Origin of the sequence: Methylobacterium sp. GXF4 (assembly GCF_000272495.1) — a bacterium.
GTDB classification, from domain to species: Bacteria; Pseudomonadota; Alphaproteobacteria; order Rhizobiales; family Beijerinckiaceae; genus Methylobacterium; species Methylobacterium brachiatum.
Genome location: NZ_AKFK01000050.1, coordinates 245,063 through 263,256, shown reverse-complemented (window position 1 = coordinate 263,256; position 18,194 = coordinate 245,063). Strand labels below are relative to the sequence as shown.

At 71.7% G+C, this 18,194-nt stretch carries 14 protein-coding genes; 7 read left to right on the top strand and 7 right to left on the bottom strand.

Going from position 1 to position 18,194, the window contains the following annotated elements:
- From WYO_RS07965 to WYO_RS07955, 3 genes are all read right to left on the bottom strand, one after another.
- Positions 1–1,110 (bottom strand): HAMP domain-containing sensor histidine kinase (locus WYO_RS07965; RefSeq protein ID WP_007560997.1); only part of this gene is annotated, 1,110 nt, incomplete at its 3' end.
- Complete coding sequence (locus tag WYO_RS07960; protein WP_007560995.1) at positions 1,107–1,769, bottom strand: response regulator transcription factor; 663 nt, start codon at positions 1,767–1,769, stop codon at positions 1,107–1,109. The genes WYO_RS07960 and WYO_RS07965, both read right to left, overlap by 4 nt.
- A 15-nt stretch (positions 1,770–1,784) precedes the next feature.
- On the bottom strand, positions 1,785–2,090 hold the full coding sequence (locus WYO_RS07955; protein WP_007560993.1) for a PepSY domain-containing protein: 306 nt from the start codon (positions 2,088–2,090) through the stop codon (positions 1,785–1,787).
- Positions 2,091–2,259: 169 nt separating this feature from the next.
- Between WYO_RS07955 and WYO_RS07950 the strand changes: the two genes are divergently transcribed.
- On the top strand, positions 2,260–2,607 hold the full coding sequence (locus WYO_RS07950) for a hypothetical protein (RefSeq protein ID WP_007560991.1): 348 nt from the start codon (positions 2,260–2,262) through the stop codon (positions 2,605–2,607).
- A 28-nt stretch (positions 2,608–2,635) separates the two neighbouring features.
- Here WYO_RS07950 and WYO_RS32130 read toward each other — a convergent pair whose 3' ends face one another.
- Positions 2,636–2,824, bottom strand: a complete 189-nt coding sequence (locus WYO_RS32130) for a peptide-methionine (S)-S-oxide reductase (RefSeq protein WP_244424102.1) — start codon at positions 2,822–2,824, stop codon at positions 2,636–2,638.
- Between the two features lie 240 nt (positions 2,825–3,064).
- Between WYO_RS32130 and trpB the strand changes: the two genes are divergently transcribed.
- Positions 3,065–4,306, top strand: coding sequence for a tryptophan synthase subunit beta (trpB, locus tag WYO_RS07940; protein ID WP_007560986.1), 1,242 nt, complete (start codon positions 3,065–3,067; stop codon positions 4,304–4,306).
- Positions 4,307–4,570: 264 nt separating this feature from the next.
- On the opposite strand, the gene WYO_RS29765 is transcribed toward trpB, so the two are convergent.
- Positions 4,571–5,044 carry a helix-hairpin-helix domain-containing protein gene (locus WYO_RS29765; protein ID WP_348270290.1) on the bottom strand — a complete coding sequence of 158 codons (474 nt, stop codon included), beginning with the start codon at positions 5,042–5,044 and terminating at the stop codon, positions 4,571–4,573.
- 170 nt (positions 5,045–5,214) lie between these two features.
- Here WYO_RS29765 and WYO_RS07930 point away from each other — a divergent pair, with 170 nt between their 5' ends.
- Complete coding sequence (locus WYO_RS07930) at positions 5,215–7,059, top strand: ABC transporter ATP-binding protein (protein WP_007560983.1); 1,845 nt, start codon at positions 5,215–5,217, stop codon at positions 7,057–7,059.
- 192 nt (positions 7,060–7,251) lie between these two features.
- Entirely contained in the window at positions 7,252–8,172 is a 921-nt protein-coding gene (locus WYO_RS07925; RefSeq protein WP_007560981.1) for a cell envelope integrity EipB family protein, read from the top strand.
- Between the two features lie 190 nt (positions 8,173–8,362).
- Here the strand turns inward: WYO_RS07925 and WYO_RS07920 are convergent, their stop codons facing one another.
- On the bottom strand, positions 8,363–8,659 hold the full coding sequence (locus WYO_RS07920; RefSeq protein WP_007560979.1) for a DUF3572 domain-containing protein: 297 nt from the start codon (positions 8,657–8,659) through the stop codon (positions 8,363–8,365).
- Between the two features lie 80 nt (positions 8,660–8,739).
- On the opposite strand from WYO_RS07920, the gene WYO_RS07915 reads away from it, so the two are divergent.
- Together WYO_RS07915 and WYO_RS07910 are read left to right on the top strand one after the other, a co-directional pair.
- Positions 8,740–9,111 (top strand): response regulator, encoded by a 372-nt coding sequence (locus tag WYO_RS07915; RefSeq protein ID WP_007560977.1) that lies wholly within the window; start codon positions 8,740–8,742, stop codon positions 9,109–9,111.
- A 79-nt stretch (positions 9,112–9,190) separates the two neighbouring features.
- Positions 9,191–10,564, top strand: coding sequence for a PleD family two-component system response regulator (locus tag WYO_RS07910; protein WP_007560975.1), 1,374 nt, complete (start codon positions 9,191–9,193; stop codon positions 10,562–10,564).
- A gap of 6 nt (positions 10,565–10,570) precedes the next feature.
- Here WYO_RS07910 and WYO_RS07905 read toward each other — a convergent pair whose 3' ends face one another.
- Entirely contained in the window at positions 10,571–17,251 is a 6,681-nt protein-coding gene (locus WYO_RS07905) for an autotransporter-associated beta strand repeat-containing protein (protein WP_128754960.1), read from the bottom strand.
- On the opposite strand from WYO_RS07905, the gene WYO_RS30780 reads away from it, so the two are divergent.
- Positions 17,250–17,669, top strand: coding sequence for a hypothetical protein (locus WYO_RS30780; RefSeq protein WP_128754959.1), 420 nt, complete (start codon positions 17,250–17,252; stop codon positions 17,667–17,669). The genes WYO_RS07905 and WYO_RS30780 overlap by 2 nt on opposite strands.
- Positions 17,670–18,194: the final 525 nt, after the last annotated feature.

Here is an 18,194-nt window from a genome sequence, read left to right as displayed (position 1 = left end):
CCCGCCCCCCCGGACCCGCCGGTGCGCCCATTTGCGGGCGTTGTCGAGGAGGTTGCCCAGCACCTCCATCAGCTCGCCCTCGTCGCCCGGATAGGCGAGCCCGTCCGGCACGGCGACCTCCCAGGCCAGCGAATCCCCCTCCGGCAGCCGGCGCATGGTGGCGACCAGGCGCTCGGCCACCGGGGCGACCCGGCAGGTCCGCCGCCGCAGGTCGCCGGCCGCCGCGATCCGGGCCCGGGCGAGCGCGCGCTCGACCTGGCCTGCCATCGCCCGGGCCTGCTCGGCGATCTCCCCCGACAGGCCGGGATCGGCCGGCCCGGTCCGGCGCGCCAGGGCGTCGAGCACGGCGAGCGGGGTCTTGAGGCCGTGGGCCATGTCGGCGGCCGCAGCGCGAGCCCGGACCAGGGCGCGCTCCTGCGCGTCGAGCAGCCGGTTGAGGTCGGTAACCAGCGGCCGGACCTCGTCGGGGAACTGCTCCGGCAGCCGGGTCCGCGTGCCGGCATGGACGGCGCCGAGATCCTGCTGCAGCACCCGGAACGGCGCCAGCGCCCGGTGCACGAACAGCCACAGGGCGAGGGTCAGCACCACGAACAGGGCGGCGAGCGCCGGGACCAGCAGGCGTAGGAACGTGGCTCGGCTGGCGGCCAGGCCGCGCCGGTCCTCGGCCACGATCACCCGCAGCCCGGTCTCGGCACCCCGCGGGCCGATCTCGAGGGGGCGGACGACCGCGATCAGCCGGCCGCCATCCGGGCCGGTGGCCTCGACGGTGGCGGGGGCGTCCCCGGCGCCCGGCCCCAGATCGAGGCGCTTGTCCCAGAGGGAGCGCGAGCGCAGGACCTCGCTTCCCGCCTCGACCTGCCAGTACAGGCCGCCATAGGGCGTGGAGAAGCGCGAGTCCGGCGGCTCCCGGGAGATGGTCGGGCGCCCGTCCGGCGCGAACCCGACCCGTCCGGCGATCAGCTTGGCGGTCCGGTCGAGCTCGTCGGCGGTGCGGGCATCGAGCACCCGGTCGAGGATCACGGTGAGTCCGGCGCCGGCGAGCAGCAGGGCGAGTGCGATCAGCGCCGCCGCCGCGAGCCCCAGCCGCAGCCGCAGGGAGTCGCGCCTCACGGCGCGTCCGCGACGCGGTAGCCCTGGCCCCGGCGGGTCTCGATCACCCCGGGCCCGAGCTTGCGGCGCAGGCGGGTCAGGAGCGCCTCCAGCGCGTTGGCCTCCCGCTCGGTGCCGACCCCGTGGAGATGGTCCAGGACCTCGCCCGCCGGCACGACCTGGCCCTGCCGGTGCAGCAGGAAGGCCAGGAGCCGGTATTCGAGGGCGGTCAACTCGGTGGGCCGTCCCGCGACGCTCACCGCCCGGCTGCGGGTGTCGAGCTCCACATCCCCGGCCCGCAGCACCGGCGAGGCGTGCCCGGCGGTGCGCCGCAGGATCGCCCGCAGGCGCGCGACCAGCTCCTCCATGCGGAACGGCTTGACGAGGTAATCGTCGGCGCCGGCATCGATGCCTTCGACCCGCTCGCGCCAGCCGTCCCGGGCGGTGAGGATCAGGACCGGCAGCGCCACCTCCGCCGCCCGCAGCCGGCGCAACACGCCGAGCCCGTCGAGGCGCGGCAGGCCGAGATCGAGCACCATGGCGTCGTAGGGCTCGGTCTCGGCGCGGAACCACGCGGCCTCGCCGTCCGCGACCAGGTCGGCGACGTAACCGGCCTGTTCCAGCCCGGCTTTCACGTCCGCGGCGATGCGCGGCTCGTCCTCGACCACTAGGACGCGCACGGCCGGCTCCCGGGCTCAATCATCGTCGTCCTCGTCCAGGATCTTGAGCGAGCCGGCATCGACCTTGACGGAGCGGCGCTTCCCGTCGGCGCCCAGGATGCGCAGCTTGTACAGCCACTGCCCGTCGTCGCGCTTCAGATCGACCGCCACCACGTCCCCCGGCACCGCCGCGCGGGCGGCCCGCAGGACCTCGTCGAGGGGGCGGATCTCGCCCTTCTCCAGGGCGCGGCGGGCGCGGTCGGCATCCTCCGAGGCGCGTGCCGGCCAGGCCGCGCCGGCGAGCAGCAGGAGCGCGGCGCGGCGCGACGGGGGCTGGATCATGCGGAGACGGGCTCGACCATGGCGGGGCAAGTGGGGTCCGAGCGCGCGAAATCATCCCGCGTCCGCACGGCATGACGCCCCCAGCCTGACGGGAGGCTGACAGGCGCCGTCAGGGTCGCGGGGCCGGATCCGGTCAGAAGGCGGGCCGTCCTCTTGCGGAGTTGCCTCCATGTCCCTGATCCTCGGTGCCCTCCTCGCCTGTGCCGCCGGCCTCGCCGGCATCGTGCTCTGCCCCGACGACTCCACCCGGCGCTCGCGGCTGCCACTGCTGGTAGCGTTCCTGCTGGGCAGCCTCGCCTGGCACGCCCCCGCCAGGGCGGCCGAGCCCCCGAGTGGCCCGGCCCGGGTGCTCGATGGCGGGACCGTCATGGTCGGCCCACACCGCGTCAGCCTCTACGGCATCGCGGCGCCCGATGCCGACCAGACCTGCTCGGACGCCCAGGACCGGCCCTATCCGTGCGGCTTGGCGGTGCGCGGTCGTGCGGAGCCGGCCTGCGCGGCCGCCGATCGGGCCTAAGGCGGGCCGCGGGGATCGAAGCCGGATCTCAAGTGACCGCCACCGCCTCGGCATGGTCAGTGCCGCCGCGGCTGACGGTCTTGTCATCCGCGTCGACAGCCGTCCCCCCGGCATAGACCGAGACCGCGCCGGTCACCCCGCCGACGTGCTGGAGCACACCCTTCACGTCCCAGGAGCAGCCGCCCGCGACCACGGCCACGCGGGCTGCCGGCGCCACTTTCGCAACTGCCGGCAGACGCGGAAGGAGCTTGGCCGAGCCCGATGGCGGCGCCGAGCAGTGGGCGAAGCGTGGCGCGGTGAGCCATGATTGTCCTACTGGGCGATCCACAAGACCTGACCGCGAGTTCGTTCTCCGGGGTGCCGGGGTTACGGGTCCCCAGGACGCATTGCGGCGGCGCCCGCATGGGTCTAGGCACCCGGCAACAGATCGCTCTTCGCGTCCGGAAGGACTTGCCCCGTGACCATCGCCCCCGAACCGAATTCCTTCCGCACCGGCCCCGACGAGCGCGGCCGCTTCGGCATCTTCGGCGGCCGGTTCGTCGCCGAGACCCTGATGCCGCTGATCCTCGAGCTGGAGGCGGCCTACGAGGCCGCCAAGGCCGATCCGGCCTTCGCGGCCGACATGGCGAGCTACGGCACCCACTATATCGGCCGGCCGAGCCCGCTCTACTACGCCGAGCGCCTCACCGAGCACCTGCGCGCCCAGGCGCCGGCCGGGCAGGGCGCCAAGGTCTATTTCAAGCGCGAGGAGCTGAACCATACCGGCTCCCACAAGGTGAACAACGTGCTCGGCCAGATCCTGCTGGCCCGCCGCATGGGCAAGCCGCGGATCATCGCCGAGACTGGCGCCGGCCAGCACGGCGTCGCCACCGCGACGCTGTGCGCGCGGTTCGGCCTGAAATGCGTGGTCTACATGGGCGCGGTCGACGTCGCCCGGCAGGCGCCCAACGTCTTCCGGATGAAGATGCTCGGCGCCGAGGTGATCCCGGTGGAATCCGGCACCAAGACCCTCAAGGACGCGATGAACGAGGCCCTGCGCGATTGGGTCACCAACGTCGCCGACACGTTCTACTGCATCGGCACGGTGGCCGGCCCGCACCCGTACCCGGCCATGGTCCGCGACTTCCAGTCGGTGATCGGGCGCGAGACCCGGGAGCAGATGATCGCGCAGGAGGGCCGCCTGCCGGATTCGCTGATCGCCTGCATCGGCGGCGGCTCCAACGCCATGGGGCTGTTCCACCCGTTCCTGGACGACCGCGAGGTCGAGATCTTCGGGGTCGAGGCCGCCGGTCACGGCGTGGGCTCCGGCCTGCACGCCGCCTCGCTCACCGGCGGCAAGCCCGGGGTGCTGCACGGCAACCGCACCTACCTGCTGATGGACGCGGACGGGCAGATCTCCGACGCGCACTCGATCTCGGCCGGCCTCGACTATCCCGGCATCGGCCCCGAGCACGCCTGGCTGCACGAGATGGGCCGCGTGAAGTACCTCTCGGCCACCGATTCCGAGACCCTGGAGGCGTTCAAGCTCTGCTCGATGCTGGAGGGCATCATCCCGGCCCTCGAGCCGGCCCACGCCCTGTCCAAGGTGCTGGACATCGCGCCCCAGCGCCCGGCCGATCACCTGATGGTGCTCAACATGTCGGGCCGGGGCGACAAGGACATCCCGCAGGTGGCGGAGATTTTTGGGACGAAGCTCTGAGGCTTTTTGGCCCCGCGCCTATCCCATCCACGACCTCATCTTGAGGCGGCGCAGCGCAGCGAAGCCACCGAAGGAGCCCACCTTCGGGGCCAATGCGCGGCATCTTAGGATGGAGCGACGGTTTGGGAGGGCCGCAGCCTCATCGTCATTGCGAGCGCAGCGAAGCAACCCAGTGAGGCGCCACGTCGTGAGATCGCGCGCGGCCCTGGGTCGCTTCGCTGCGCTCGCGACGACGGCGCTCAGCCGAGACATCGCGGGCGCGCCTCACCGCACCGTCACCTGATCCTTGATCTTCTCATAGACCGCCCGGCTGAGGACGCGCTTCGACAGGAGCTGGTCCACGGAGGCGTAGGGGCGCTTGGCGATGATCGCCCGGCCGATCGCGCCGCCGCCCCGGAGCTTGTTGAGGTCGGCCGCCGAGGCGGTGTTGAGGTCGAGGAGGGCCAGGGCCCGGGGGCCGGCAGACTCCTCGGCCCGGTCGATCTCGGCCTGGCCCTGCTGGACCGGCACGGGCTCGTTCGGGAAGGCGAGGGCGTCGGACGGCATCTGGGCGGGACGCGCGGGCACCGCCTCCGGGGGCGGCGCGGCAGGCCTGGGGGCAGGCTCCGGGGTCCGCGGGGGCGCGGTCTGCTCCGCCGGGACGGGCTCGGCCGGCGCCTCGGCCACGGGGGCCGGGATCGGCGCGGGCGGCGGGTTCGGCAGCAGGAACTGCACCAGCGCCGCCAGGATGCCGGCCAAGATCAGTAAGACCGAAATACGCAGGATTGCAGGGCCGCTCAGCACGCGTCACTCGACGATGAAATTACACTCTTCAGGCCTCAGATAATGCGCTCTCTACCCGTCGGCCAATCGGACGAAGGCCACCCGAGCCCGGCCGTCGACAGGCAATCCACCCGGGTCGGCCGCCGGTGAGCGTTCGGATCGCCCGCCTCGGCGAGCGCCTGGGGGCGCTGCGCTACCTGCCGGCCCTGTTCCGCGAGATCGCCGCGGCGAGCCCGCGCCTGCTCGCGGCGAGCCTGGGCTTGCGCCTCGTGGCGGCCTGCCTGCCGATCCTGTCGCTCTACCTCGCCAAGCTGATCCTCGACGGCATCGTGGCCGAGCATGCCCGCCCGGCGCCGGCGGCGGGGCTTTCGGACTGGCTCGCCGATCCCGGCCGGGCCCGGCTCGTCTGGCTGGTGGCGGCCGAGCTCGGTCTGGCCCTGCTCTCCGACCTCACCGGCCGGCTCGCGAGCCTGACCGAGACCCTGATCGGCGACCTCTACGCCAACGCCGCCTCCCTGCGGCTGATGACCCATGCCGCCTCCCTGGACCTCGCGCAGTTCGAGGACAGCGCCCAGCAGGACCGGCTGGAGCGGGCGCGCCGGCAGGTCAGCGGCCGCACCGGGCTGATCGGCACCGTCTTCGGGCAGTTCCAGGCCCTGGTGACGCTGGCCTCGCTCACCGCCGGGGTGGCGGCCTTCACGCCCTGGCTGGTAGTGCTGATCGCCGCCGCCCTGGTGCCGGCGCTCCTCAACGAGTGGCACTTCACCAAGGCCGGCTATCGCCTGGCCTGGATCCGCAGCCCGGAGCGGCGGCGGATCGATTACCTGCGCTACCTCGGCGCCAGCGTCGAGACCGCCAAGGAGGTCAAGCTCTTCGGCCTCTCGGGCTACATCACCGCGCTCTACGGGGCGCTGGCGCAGAACCTGCTCGCCGAGAACCGGGCGCTCGCCACCGCCCGGGCGCGCTGGGGTTTCGCCTTCGCGAGCCTTGGCACCCTGGCCTATTACGCGGCCTACGCGGTGATCGTCTGGCGGACCGTGGCCGGCGCCTTCTCGATCGGCGACCTCGCCTTCCTGGCCGGCGCGTTCCAGCGCCTGCGCGGCGGCATCGAGGGGCTGCTGCTGGGGCTCACCCAGATCAGCGGGCAGGCGCAGTATCTCGACGATTTCTTCTCGTTCTTCGCGATCCGGCCGGAGATCCGCTCGCCCGCGCAGCCCGTGCCGGTGCCGAGCCCGATCCGCGCGGGGCTGGTGTTCGAGGATGTCGGCTACCGCTATCCCGGAACCGAGACCTGGGCCCTGCGCGGCCTGTCCTTCGCGGTGCGGGCCGGGGAGACCGTGGCGCTCGTCGGCGGCAACGGCGCCGGCAAGACCACGATCGTCAAGCTGATGACCCGGCTCTACGACCCGCACGAGGGCCGGGTGCTCCTCGACGGGCGGCCGCTCGCCGCCTACGACCTCGACGACCTCCGCGCCCGGGTCGCGGCGATCTTCCAGGATTTCGTCCGGTTCGACCTCACCGCTGGCGAGAACGTCGCGGTCGGCCGGATCGCGGCGGCCGACGACCGGGACCGGATCGCGGCGGCTGCCGCCCGGGGGCTCGCCGCCCCGGTGATCGAGCGCCTGCCGGAGGGCTACGCCCAGCCGCTGGGCAAGCGCTTCGCCGGCGGCGTCGACCTGTCCGGGGGCGAGTGGCAGAAGGTCGCCCTGTCCCGGGCCTATATGCGCGAGGCCGAGATCCTGATCCTCGACGAGCCGACCGCAGCGCTCGACGCGCGGGCCGAGCACGACGTGTTCGCCCGGTTCCGGGAGCTGTCGGCGGGCCGGACCACGGTGCTGATCTCGCACCGCTTCTCGACGGTGCGCATGGCCGACCGGATTCTGGTCCTGGAGGGCGGCCGGCTGCTCGAGGAGGGCAGCCACGCCGCCCTGATGGGGCAGGGCGGCCGCTACGCCGAGCTGTTCACCCTGCAGGCGCAGGGCTACCGGTGAGCGTCACGGTTTCGAAAGGTCCGGGACCTTTCGCGGGTCCAGGGCGGCGCCCTGGTCCATCGGGGCTCCGCCTCGATACCCCGCCAAAGGGCTCAGCCTTTTGGGAGCCCCATATCGCGGGCCGCCCCGATGCCCGAGGATTGCCCCTTTCGCGTCGCCTGCTATCTGGCGGACCTTGAACCGGGATTATCCATGCGCCTCTCGCATCTCCTGACGGCCGGCCTGCTCGTCTCCGCCTGGGGGGCACACGCCGCGCCGGCCGTATCCGAGCCGCCGGCCCCCGAGGCCAAGGCCGAGGCCCCCGCGCCTGGCCAGGAAGCCAAGGAGATCGTTCTGGCCAACCACCGGGCGGTCTACGACCTGTCGCTGGCCGAGGGCGGCGGCACCCGCTCGGTGGAGAGCGCCCGCGGCCGCATCGTCATCGATTTCCGGGGCGATGCTTGCCGCGGCTACACGATGCTGACCCGGCAGGTGACCGAGCTCTCCTCGGGCGAGACCGGCCCGCGCCTGTCGGACATGCGCAGCACCACCTTCGAGGGCGGCAAGGGCCGCGAGTTCCGGTTCAAGACCACGACGCTCACCAACAACCAGCCGGCCGCCCCGGTGGACGGCACCGCCTCGGAGCAGGGGCAGGGGGAGTCGGTCACGGTGAAGCTCAAGGGCGCGGCCAAGCCGTTCACCGTGGAGGGGCCGGTCCTGTTCCCGAGCGAGCACATGCGCCACCTGATCGCGGCGGCCCGCGCCGGCCAGTCGACCCTCTCGGCCAAGGTGTTCGACGGTTCCGACGACGGCAAGAAGATCTACGACACCTTCGCGGTGATCGGCCATGCCGGAACCGGCCCGGCCGCGGATACCGCCCGGGACAAGCCCCTGCGCGACGGCCCGCTCGCCGGCATGCCGCACTGGCCGGTGCGGCTGAGCTACTACACGCCGGGGGTGGGCGAGCGGACGCCGATCTACACCCTCGGCTTCGACCTCTACGAGAACGGCGTCAGCGGCGCCCTCAAGCTCGATTACGGCGAATTCGCCATCCTGGGCGACATGACCGCCCTCGACATCGACACCCAGGCCGGCCGCGCCGCCAAGGACGGAGACAAGGGCTGCACGCCGTGAGGCTGAAGCCTGCAGAACCATCCCGTCATTCCGGGGCGCCGTAGGCGAGCCCGGAATCCAGATCCGCCGACGATGCAAAACCGAGGACCGTCCGAGGTTCTGGATTCCGGGCTCCGCTGCGCGGCCCCGGAAAGACAAGGTGGGTGACGAGACGTCCGCTTCTCGACCCGAGACGCGGCAAACCGCCGCCTCAGGCCCAGTCATCCTCCGGCTGCGGCGACAGGATGCGCCAGGCCGCGGCGATCCGTTCGGGCTTGATCTCCAGCGCCCCGGCGCAGGCCATCAGCACGCCCTCGTCCCCCATCACATGGTCGAGGACGCCTGCCAGGAACGCCGGTTCCTGGGCGCTTTCCCGCAGGGTCTCGGGGCTCAGGCCGCTCGCCGCCAGGAAGGGCAGGAGGCGGTCATCCTCCGCCACGATCCACAGCAGAACGTCGAGGGCGAGCCGTTCCGCAGATTCGGCCCCTTGAAGAGGTTTGCCATTCATCAACATGTGATCGCTACAAAGGTCATCAAGGGGCTTCACGGCCCGCTAATCATGATCGGCGCGCACCGGGACATCGGATCATGAAAAAGACGGTGCTGATCGTCGAGGACAACGAACTGAACATGAAGCTGTTCAACGACCTCTTGGAGGCGAACGGCTACGCGACCCTGAAGACCGCCCACGGCATCGAGGCGATCGAGCTGGCCCGCGCGCACCACCCCGACCTGATCCTCATGGACATCCAGCTCCCCGAGGTCTCCGGCCTCGAGGTGACCAAATGGCTCAAGGAGGATGACGACCTCAAGAGCATTCCGGTCATCGCCATCACGGCCTTCGCCATGAAGGGCGACGAGGAGCGGATCCGCGAGGGCGGCTGCGAGGCCTATCTGTCGAAGCCGATCTCCGTCGCGAAGTTTTTGGCAACGGTTCGCGCGTATCTTGAGCCCCGGTGACGCCGGAGCGGCGCGCCGATAACGGCGAACGGCCGACCGCCCCGGGCGGAACCGCGCAACCGCGCGTCAGCGAGGAACCATGTCGGCCCGCGTCCTGATCGTCGACGACCTGTTCCCGAACGTGAAGCTTCTCGAGACGAAGCTCGGGCTCGAATATTTCGACACGATCGCCGCCATGAACGGGCCGGACGCGATCGCGATCTGCGAGAAGGGCCTGTGCGACCTCGTCCTGCTCGACGTGATGATGCCCGGCATGGACGGGTTCGAGGTCTGCCGCTACCTGAAGAACAACCCCGTCACCGCCCACATCCCGGTGGTGATGGTCACGGCGCTGGACCAGCCCTCCGACCGCCTGCGCGGCCTCGATGCCGGCGCCGACGACTTCCTCACCAAGCCGGTGGACGACACCGCCCTGTTCAGCCGGGTGCGCAGCCTCGTGCGCCTCAAGGCGGTCACCGACGAGCTGCGCCAGCGGGCGCTGGCCTCGCGCGAGTTCGGCATCGGCGATCCCCTGGCGCTGGCCACCGCCGAGACCGGCCTCGACGCCAGGATCCTGCTGATCGAGGACCGGCCCGGCTCGGCCGAGCGCATGGCCGGTGCCCTGCGCCAGCATCACGCGGTGACGATCGAGCCCGATCCGCAGGCGGCTTTGCGCCTGGCCACCGAGGGCGGGTTCGACCTCGCCCTGGTGAGCCTCGACCTCGCCGGGTTCGACGGCCTGCGCCTGTGCAGCCAGCTTCGCTCGCAGGACGCCACCCGGGCGATGCCGCTGATCATGGTGGCCGAGGAGCACGACCGCGCCCGCGTGGTGCGCGGTCTCGATTTCGGCGTCCACGATTTCCTGATGCGCCCGGTCGACCGCAACGAGCTGATGGCCCGGGTCCGCACCCAGGTGAAGCGCAAGCGCTTCACGGACGCCCTGCGGGGCGCCATGCAGGCCTCCCTCCAGCTCGCCGTCACCGACGCGCTCACCGGCCTGCACAACCGGCGCTACCTCGACAACCATCTCGGCGCGCTGTTCGCCGACGAGGCCGCCCGGCGCCCGGGCCTCGCCGCCCTGATCCTCGACATCGACCGGTTCAAGGCGATCAACGACAGCTACGGCCACGAGGCCGGCGACGAGGTGCTGCGCACCTTCGCCGAGCGGGTCCGCCAGGACACGCGGCCGGTGGACATCGTCGCCCGCTACGGCGGCGAGGAGATCGTGGTGATCCTGCCGGAGGCGGGCCTGGCCGAGGCCCGGGCCATCGCCGAGCGCATCCGCGAGAAGGTCGAGGCGCTGCCGTTCTCGGTGCAGCGCGCGACCCGGACGATCCCCGTGACGGTCTCGATCGGCGTCGCGATCCGCCACCCGGAGGATGCCGGCCCGGGCGACATGCTCAAGCGCGCCGACATCGCCCTCTACCGGGCCAAGGCCTCGGGCCGGAACCGGGTCGAGCAGCAGGCGGCCTGAGGGGGTTTACCAGCGCAGGTTCAGGCTGCCCCGCATGGCATGGTCCTGGGCGCGTTCGCCCACCTGACCGGTATAGGCGAGCCCCAGCGTCAGACCCGTCGCAACCCGCGCCTCGATCCCCGCCGAAGCCACGACCGCGTCCCGCGCCAGCGGCACCCCCGCGGTCTGGAACGCACGCCCGCCCGCGAACGCCACCAGCGCCCGCGGCACCACGTCCCCGAACGCCCGCCTGTAGCCCACGAGGCCGCGCGCCAGAACCGGGACGTCCAGGCCCAGAAGATCCGCCAGACCGATCTCACCCTGGACGCCCGCGGTCGCCGTCTGCACGGCGTCATGGTGCCCGGAGACCCGCAGCGCCGCCGCACCGCCGCGCTCCGCGAACCCGTCGCGCCGGACATGCAGCGTCGTGCCGCCCACGAAGGGCTCCAGCACCCTTGGACCGTAGGCGATCCGGTACCCCGCCTCGCCGAAGGCCTGCAGCGTGTCGCCGCCCGCCTTCCCGGTCACCGCCTGCGAGAAGCCGGGGAACTGCACCTGGCGCCGGGTGTCGAACGCCTCGCTGCCGTAGACGGCACCGCCCCGTAGCTCCACTGCGCCCAGGGACGCCCTTCCATAGATCGCCCCGAACGCGCTCTCCACCTGGCCGCTCGACCGCCGCGCCGGAATGTCGAACCCGGCGACGCTGTAGCCCGCCGCCACGCCCAACCGCAGATCGGTCAGGCCCGGCAGGCTCAGCGCGCCGAACCCGGTCTCGGCCCCCATCACGAACCCGCCCATATCCCGGGTCAGGCGGGCGGCGTTGCCGTTGCCGCGCGTGCTGCCGAACGCCCCCAGGGCCTGGCCCCAGAGCGCATAGTTCGCCCGCGCCGGCGCGACCGGAACGAGGCCGATGGCCGGCTCGCCGGGCAGAGCGGCCGCGTAGGCTGCCGGGACGGTGGTGCCGGCGGGGATCCGGCCGGCGAGGTCCGTCTCCGACCACAGGCCCGCCGCCTCACCGAGAGGCGCCATGCCGAAGCGCAGGTGATCGAGCAGCGTCGCCTCGACGATCGCGGCGCTCTGCGCCACGACGCCGATATCGGCGGCATGGGCCTCGCCGGAGATCGCAGTGAGGGCCTGGGCCGCGCCCGGGGCGGTCTGGTTCAGCACCGCGGTGGCCACCTGGGCGGCCGGGGAGGCGACGACCACGGTGGTGCCGCCGCTGTTGCTGATCGTCGTGGTGGTGGTCCCGTCGGCCGCCACGCTGGTATGCACCGTGCTCGCCTGCGTCACCGTCGGCGCGGCCGGGCTGGCCGAGGCGCTCTGGGCCGTCGCCGAGGGCTGGGCGGTCGAGGCGCTCTGGGCCGTCGCCGAGGGCTGGGCGGTCGAGGTCACGGTCGGCCCGACGCCGTTCAGCGCCGCCGCCGGCCCGGTCTGGTTCGGCGTTGTGACCACGCTGGTTATCGGCGCCGTCTGCGCGAAGCCCAGCGACACGCTGTGCGCATCGTAGTTCAAGGAGGGCGTCAGGAAGGCGAGGTTGCTGGTCGTCTGCAGCGCGGAGAACCGGCCCGTCACCCCGTCCGTGGCGGTCAGCAGCGTGTAGCGCAGCGCCGGCGTGTAAGTCCCGGCGCCGGCCAGAACCTGGACGGTCCCGCCCTGGAGCGCCACCGGACCGGTCACGTCGGTCCGGTCGTTGGCGGCGGGCGTCAGCTTGACCGTGTAGAACGAGCCCGCCGCGAAGGTCAGCGGCCCGTGGATCGACAGCGTGCCGATCGCCGCGGCGCTGCCCGGCGCCAACCGGCCGCCGGCCTCGATCAGCGGGTCGCCGATCTTGCCCGAACCCGCCAGCGTGCCCCCGCGCCGGACCGTCACCTCCGAGGCGCTCAGCACCCCGTCGATCTGCAGCGTCCCGCCCGCCACCGTGGTAGCGCCCGCATAGGTGTTGCGGCCGGCGAGGATCGTGGTGCCTTCCCCGTCCTGGACGAGGCCGCCCGGCCCGGTGACCGACCCGTTCAGGGTCAGGCTCGTCCCCGAGGCGGGGCGCAGGCGGGCGTCGCCGGCCAGCGTCACCGGCCGGGCCATGGCGAGGCTGGCGGTCGTCACCAGGGTGCCGCCATCGAAGCGCAGGCCGCCCGCCGACGCGCCGAGACTGGCGTCGGCGGCGATCGCCAGCGTCCCGCCGAGGAGCGCGGTGCCGCCGCTGTAGCTGTTGCTGCCTGAGAGGGTCAGGGTGCCGGTCCCGGCCTTGGCCAGGCCGCCGCTGCCCGTGATCGTGCCCGAGAACGCGGTGGAGCTGTTGTCGGCCCCGGCCGTCAGCGTGCCCGCGCCGAGGCTGACGCGGCCGGCACCCGCCAGCGAGCCGATGCCCTGGTCGAATCCCGCCAGATCGAGGGTCGCGCCGGAGGCCACCATCACCGCCGAGACCGGCGCGAACGCCCCGGCCGCCCCGGCCCGCAGGGTGCCGCTCTCCAGGGCGGTGGCGCCGGTATGGCGGGCGTGGCCCGCGAGAATCTGGGTGCCGCCGGCCAGGGTCAGGCCGCCGGTGCCCAGGATGGCGCCCCCGTAGCTGCCCGCCGCGCGGGTGAGGGTGAGGGTGTTGGCGCCGAGCGCCACGGTGCCGGCCTGGCCGGGGGCGGTGTCGGTCAGGCTGGCGATCGCGGTGCCGGCGGTCAGGCCGCCGATGTCGAAGGTCGCCCCGCCGGCCAGGGCGACGCCGCTGGAGGCCGCCACCGAGCCGGCCCCGGTCAAGGCCAGGGTGCCGCCCGCGATCGTGGAGGGACCGGTATAGGTGTTGACGCCCGAGAGGGTCAGGGTTCCGGTCCCGGCCTTGGCCAGGCCGCCGCTGCCCGTGATCGTGCCCGAGAAGGCGGTGGAGCTGTTGTCGGCCCCGGCCGTCAGCGTGCCTGCGCCGAGGCTGACGCGGCCGGTGCCCGCCAGCGAGCCGATGCCCTGGTTAAATCCCGCCAGATCGAGGGTCGCGCCGGAGGCCACCGTCACCGCCGAGACCGGCGCGAACGCCCCGGCCGCCCCGGCCCGCAGGGTGCCGTCCTGGAGGGTCGTGGCGCCGGTATAGGTGCTGGTGCCGGTCAGGATCGCGGTGCCGGTGCCGAGCTTGGTCAGGCCATAGCCGTTGCCGCCATCGCCGATGCCGCCGGACAGCGTCAGCGTGCCGCTTCCACCGAGGGCGGCATCGCCGGCCAGCGTGATCGCGCCCGAGACCCCGGCGGCGCCGGTGCCGGTGAGCGCCCCCGCGCCGCCCGCACCGGAGCCGGCCAGGGTCAGGGCGTTGGCGATCGTGACACCGTTGACGTCGAGCGTGCCGCCGGCCGTGACCTTGGCGGCAGAGGTGCCGAGCGCCGTGGCATTGGCGGCGCTGAGCGTGCCGCCCGAGACCGTGGTGGCGCCGGTATAGCTGTTGGCACCGGTCAGGATCGTGGTGCCAGCGAGATGGCTGACCGTGCCGGTTCCGGTGATCGTCGGCACGAAGGCGACGGCCGTTCCGTCCGGGTTGCCGGTATGATTGAACGTGATCGTGCCGGTGCCGGCGCCGAACGCCACCTTGCTCGCCTGCACCGTGCCGGCGGCAACCGCCGGCTGCCCCGCGGCCGCACCAATGGCGAGCGTGCCGGTCGAGCCGCTCAGGGAGGCAACCGACACGGTGCCCGTGCCATTGGCGCCGGCCGATACAAGGCCGCCATCCGCCACCGTGAGCGTGCCCGTGCCGCCGTGGCCGACATAGAGGCTGTTCTTATTGGTCCAGGTCGAGCCCGTCCCAGTCACCGTCACCGTCCCGGACGACGTGGCGAAGTAGCCGATGGTGCCGTTCCTGTTCGACACTTGGCCGCCGCCCTGGATGGCGAGCGTGCCCGTGCCGCCGAAGCCGACTACGAGGCCGGCTCTATTGGTCCAGGTCGAGCCCGTCCCAGTCACCGTCATCGTCCCGGACGAGCCGGTATCGTGACCGACGAAGCCGTCGCTGTTGGACAGGCGTCCGCCCTCGGCGATGGTCAGCGTGCCGCCGCTCGACTGCACCTCGTTCGCGAGCGTGGCCTGTCCCGTCACGGTCCAGGTGCCCGTCCCGTCCTTGAGGAGCGAACCAATCGTGTTGCCGATGGTGCCGGTGATACGCCCGTCGCCGACACCGCCCAGTGTCAGCACCCAGCCGCCGCCGGAAGCGGCGAGGCTGCCCGAGAGGGTCAACCTGTCGGCATCCGCGGCGATGCGGCTGTTGTCCGTTAGCGTGATCGCCCCGGCATAGCTGTTGTCGCCCGACACGTTGCGCAGGGCGCCGCCCCCGCCCACGCCCGTGCCGGCGAGCGACAGGGCTTCGTTGCCCACCGCGATCCCGCCCTGCAGCGCCAGGGTCGCGCCCGAGGCGACCGTCGTGCCGTTGGCGGCCGTGCCGTCCGCCGCGCCGAGCGCCGTGGCGTTGGCTACGCGGAGCGTGCCGCCCGCGATCGTGGTGGTGCCGGAATAGGTGCTGGCGCCTGACAGGATCGTGGTGCCGGCGAGGTGGTTGAGGCTGCCGACGCCGGTGATCTTCGGTGCGAAGGTGACGGCCGAGCCATCCGGGTTGCCGGTATGGTTGAACGTGATCGTGCCGGTGCCGGCGCCGAACGCCACCTCGCCCGCCGTCACCGTGCCGGCGGCGACCGCCGTCTCGCCCGCGGCGGCGCCGATATTGAGCATACCGGTCGAGCGGCTGCCTTTCGCCAGCGTCATCGTACCGGCACCGTTCGTCCCGATCGACACGGCGCCACCCGCCGCCACGGTGAGGATGCCGGTGCCGTTGATGTCACCGACGACGAGCGTGCTCCGATTCGTCCACGTCGAGCCAGAGCCCGTCACCGTCGCGGAAGCCGTCGTGGCGGTGTCGCCGCCGACGATGCCCCTGTCGCTCGCGACCGTGCCGCCCCCCTCCAGCCGCAGGGCTCCGCCGAATGCGTACAGGAGGTCACTGAGGCTGCTCTTTCCGGTCAGCGTCCAGGTGCCGGCTCCGACCTTGATGACGGTGCCGACATTCCCGATGTCGCCCGCGACGATGCCGTCACCCGCACCGCCCAGGTCCAGCTCGACGCCGGCCCCAGGAGCGCCCGCGATCGGGCCCGACAGGGTGAGCCTGCCGGCATCCGCGCCGATCCTCGTGGTGCCGGTCAGGGTGATCGTCCCGGCATAACTGTTGATCCCGGAGACGTTGCACAGGGCACCGCAGGCGTTCAGGCTATATCCGGTGAGCGACAGCGCCTCGTTGCCCACCGCAATGCCGCCCTTCAGCGCCAGGGTCGCGCCGGAGGCGACCGTGGTGCCGGTGGCCGCCGTGCCGTCCGCCGCGCCCAGCGCCGTGGCGCTCTGGATCGTGAGCGTGCCCTCCGAGATCGTGGTGGCGCCCGTATAGGTGCTGGCGCCCGTCAGGGTCAGGGTTCCGGTGCCCGCCTTGGTCAGGCTGCCACTCCCGGAGATCACCCCGGCGTAGCTCGACGTGTCGGTCCGGTTGAAGATCAGCGCCCCGGCATTGGCGACATCGGCCGCCAGCGATCCCGCGGTGGCGCCGTCGCCGACCTGGAGCGTCGCCCCGGCTGCGATCGTCGCGCCGTTCGCGTAGGCTTGATCGTCCAAAAGCTTCCAGGTGCCGCCCTTGACGTTCAGCACCTCGAAATGGATCACGTTCGCCAGCGTGCCGGCGCCGGTCCCCGTGACGGCCTTGTCGAGGTTGAGGGTGTCGGCGCCGGCGCCGCCGTCGATCCGGCCGGTGATGGTCGAGCCGGTGAAGAGGTTGAGCGTGTCGTTGCCGCCCTCCAGGCTGATCGCCCGGCCGGTGTTGCCGGTGATCGTGCCGTAATTGGTCAGGACGTCGTCACCCTCGCCCATCTGGATCGCGGCACCGTCGCCGCGGATGAAGCGGGCCGAGCCGGTGCCGGTGTAGCGCACCCCGTCCAACGTCCCGACCGAGCCGCCGTCCACGCTGCCGCTCTGAAGGGTCACCACCGCGGTCGGATCCGGGATCGTGCCGTTGCCGATGATCGTGCCCTTGTTGACGATCGTGTCGTTGTCGGCCGCGGTGCCGAGCTTGTTCTCCAGCCGGATCGCGTAGCCGTCTTTGCCCTCGATCGTGCCGCCGACCTCGTTGGTGATCGTGGTCGCGGCGACGCCGCTGCGGCTGTTGTCGGGATTCGAGTCGTTGTTGACCACGATGCCGTACTTGGCGCCGGAGATCGTGCCGGAATTGGTGATGGTGCCGCCGCCGAGCGAGATGCCTTCGCTGTTATTGGCCCGGCCGCCCTTGTCGTAGCCGCCGGCGCCGGTGCCCTTGATCGTGCCGTAATTGGTGATCGTGCCGGCGTAGTCGATATCGACGCCGTCGCCGTCACCGTCGCCCGAGCCGGAATAGGCCCCCTCGATCGTACCGTAATTCGTGACCGTACCACCGGCATCCGAACCGACGCCCGAGCCGCTGCGACCGGTGATGGTAGCACCCGCCGCGTTGGTCACCGTCACGGAGCCGGCGCCGTTGTTGCCGCCCAGGGTGACGCCGTGGCGGGCGCCAGAGATCGTGCCGCTGTCGGTGTTGTTCACCGTCCCGACGGTGGCACCCTTGAAATCGATGCCGTCCGCCTTGTCGGCGGCCAGACCATCCGTCCGGATCGTGCCGGAATTGTTGATCGTCGCCCCCTGGCCGGGCCGGATCGCGTCGTCGCCGTCGGACTTGATCATGCCGGTGGCGGTGTTGGTGATCGTGATCGTGGCGCTGCCGCTGGCGGCTGCCTCGAAATCCAGCGCCCGCTTCGTCGTCGACTGGATGGTTCCCGCGTTGTTCACCCTTACGGTGCCGCCGGTCGGGTTGACGTTGATGCGGAACGCATCGCTGTCGGATTTGATGATCGCGTCCTTCGTGTTCTCCAGAGTCAAGCTGCGGTTGTTGGCGTCGCCTGAGGCGTCGATCGCCCGGCCGCCCGCCTTGGTTGACTCGATTGTGCCGGAATTGGTGATCTTCACATCGGTGGACGCACCGTTCCAGTTGATCGCCGCCTTTTCTTTGACGGAAAGCGCGCCGCCGGCACCGACGGTCACGGTATCACGTCCGGACACCGGTATCGCCGACTTGCTCGTCGAATTCGCCGGCACCGTATAATCGCTCGCGCCGACCGGAATCGCACGGAGCTCGACGGAAAATACGGCCAACGCGGCGATGCCGACGCGGACATTACGGTGCTTCACGCGACAGATTCCTGTTTCCGCCGCGGCCTAAGCGCAACATGCGACACATTCAAGACAAAATTGCAGGTCTACATTTGCAATACGAATATGAATGTCTTTGATTTCAGATTTTTTATCCGGCATATTCTGAAAAATATATCAGATGCATTGTTTTTACATCATCGATCATCTTAGCCGGAATAATGCCTCCATAGCCCTGTCCGGCCACCGACCCGGCACGGGCCGGGGATGATCCGCCCCGACGCATCGCGACGATCACGGCCCTCAACCGCGACCGTCCCGCGCCGCACGCAGGTCGGTCTGTCGCGGCGGAGGGCGCTCCCGGATCCCACAGGGAGCGGCGCCCCCGGCGGAAACGCGCCGCACGCGAGATGCGGCAAAATGCTCACCCGCGCTTAAGGATGAAAATCTAACCTCGCACCCAACATCGATCCGACCC